This window comes from Gammaproteobacteria bacterium, from assembly GCA_003696665.1.
In the GTDB taxonomy this organism is placed as follows: domain Bacteria; phylum Pseudomonadota; class Gammaproteobacteria; order Enterobacterales.
On the sequence record RFGJ01000649.1, the window covers coordinates 1 to 2,207 of the forward strand.

The following is a 2,207-nucleotide window of genomic DNA, read 5'->3' on the forward strand; positions in this document are numbered from 1 at the left end:
CCCTCCAGCCGGGCAGTTTCCGACGCCATTCCGAGGTTGAGCCTCGGGATTTCACGTCAGACTTACCCGACCGCCTACGCACCCTTTACGCCCAGTGAATCCGAACAACGCTCGGGACCTCTGTATTACCGCGGCTGCTGGCACAGAGTTAGCCGTCCCTTCCTCTGCCGCTACCATCAGCTTGGCGCCTATTCAACGCCAAGGTTTGGTCACGACTGACAGGGGTTTACAATCCGAAGACCTTCATCCCCCACGCGGCGTCGCTCCATCAGGCTTTCGCCCATTGTGAAAGATTCTCGACTGCTGCCACCCGTAGGTGTCTGGGCCGTGTCTCAGTCCCAGTGTGGCCGACCATCCTCTCAGACCGGCTACCCGTCTTAGCCTTGGTGAGCCGTTACCTCACCAACTAGCTGATAGGACGCGGGCTTATCGTGAAGCGCCAGGCCTTGCGGTCCCCAGCTTTAGTCGCTCCGGGATGCCCCGGTGCGACCACATGGAGTATTAGCTCCGATTTCTCGGAGTTATCCCCCTCTTCACGGCAAATTACCCACGTGTTACTCACCCTTTCGCCGCTAGAACCAGCCAGTATTGCTACCAACTGGTTCCCGCTCGACTTGCATGTCTTATCCACGCCGCCAGCGTTCGTTCTGAGCCAGAATCAAACTCTCCGTCAAAAAAACGTTAGCTTGATTCCACCCGGCTAGGCCGGGATGCGCAATTGTCAAAACTCTCTGTGTGGTGCCGGGCTAACGTCTCCGACATCACCCAGAGGGGCTCTGCTTATCGCACGCTTCAATTTTCAAAGAGCAGCCGGGTCTTGCGACCCTTTTGCTTGCCGAGCCGAGAGAGTAGTTCCTCTCTTCCGAGCAGTCAACCAAAAAACTCTCGGAATTTTTCAGCTAGCAAGGATCAATTTCCGGAGGAGGATTTTGCTCTCCTCCAACTGGTCTGTCAACACCGCTCCGCAACTTTTTTCAGAATTTTTCAGGCCCTCTCGGGCCGTGCGGAAACGGTGCGCACTTAATACATTCACTCCACCAACCGCGCAAGAGCTTTTTCAAATTTTTTGCAATTTTTTTTCAAGGCCGCAGCCGTCTCCGGCCGCAAACCCAAGTAGGGCATCTCGAGGACGGCGCATCCCTTCAGCAACCTCCTCAAAATCAACAAGTTACTCCGACTGGAAATGTCGGGATTGCGCACGCCCATCAGCAGCACTTTGGCCGGCTTGCGCGCCTGGCTTTGCACAGCTTGCACGGTCAAAACCGTGTGGTTGAGGGTTCCAAGCCTGTTCGCTGCGACCACAACGACGGCACAGTCCAGCTTCTGCACGATGTCAAGCAAGTCGTAACCCTCACCCAACGGCGCCCTCAAGCCGCCACATCCTTCGATGATGACCGGGTAGAAGCGCTTGGACAAGTCACGCAAGTGCCTCGTAACCAACGCCAACCGAGGCGAACGGCGATGGGCGAGCCTGGCCGCCACCCATGGGGCAAGCGCTAGCTCGTAGCCATACGGACAAATCTCTTCGTCGGTTGCGCATCCTGGCTGCACGGCCTGCAAAAGCCGAATGTCCCGCCTTCCCCCTGAAGCGAAGGGTTTGCAGGCCAGCGCATTCATGCCCTTCGCGCGCAAGTGGCAGGTCAACATGCAGGCCGCCAAGGTCTTGCCAACCCCGGTGTCAGTGCCTGTTACGACGATGAATGGCTTGGTCATTCGCCCTCGACTGATAGCTGAGATCTGCGTTGTCCGATCGCCGTGCTAGCGCATCTGACGCCCATGCCCCCTGACGGCGCCAGGCGCTGCGATCGGTAAACGCCCGGAGCGGCTCAACGACAGGCGTGCACCGGCCGGACTTCAGTTCCACGTGAAGCTCAGCACTTGCACCACACGGGGGCTGTTGCGCCGGACCAGCGCCACGTATTCGCGATGGATGCTGCCGATGTGCGCCTCGACGCGCACTTCAAACACCAGGCTGCGCACCGTGAAGAGCTGTGCCATGGCGCTGGCCACCACAGGCGGCGGGGCACCCGGCGCCACCGGCGCACCGCTGCCCGGCAGCCCGCCCAAGCCCAGCTCCGCCGGACTCCGATAAGGCATGTCGTCTTCGGTACCGTCCATGCCATCCGGACCGGCCCGTCGTTCGATGATGGCTTGGGCCAGGTTTTCATCGATGCCCGGGATGACCTGCAGCGCAGTGGCGGAGGCAG

At 59.4% G+C, this 2,207-nt stretch carries 2 protein-coding genes and 1 rRNA gene; all 3 read right to left on the reverse strand.

Translation table 11 applies throughout. The features are described from left to right. A 16S ribosomal RNA gene (locus D6694_15550) occupies nucleotides 1-671 on the reverse strand; the annotation flags it as partial. Between the two features lie 358 nt (nucleotides 672-1,029). After that, nucleotides 1,030-1,713, reverse strand: a complete 684-nt coding sequence (gene bioD, locus D6694_15555) for a dethiobiotin synthase (protein ID RMH33535.1) — start codon at nucleotides 1,711-1,713, stop codon at nucleotides 1,030-1,032. Nucleotides 1,714-1,854: 141 nt separating this feature from the next. Then, the coding region (locus tag D6694_15560; GenBank protein RMH33536.1) for a hypothetical protein at nucleotides 1,855-2,207 on the reverse strand (353 nt) is incomplete at its 5' end.

Coding starts and splice junctions, on each gene's coding strand:
- bioD (RMH33535.1), bottom strand. CDS start 1,713: ATGACCAAGCCATTCATCGTCGTAACAGGCACTGACACCGGGGTTGGC.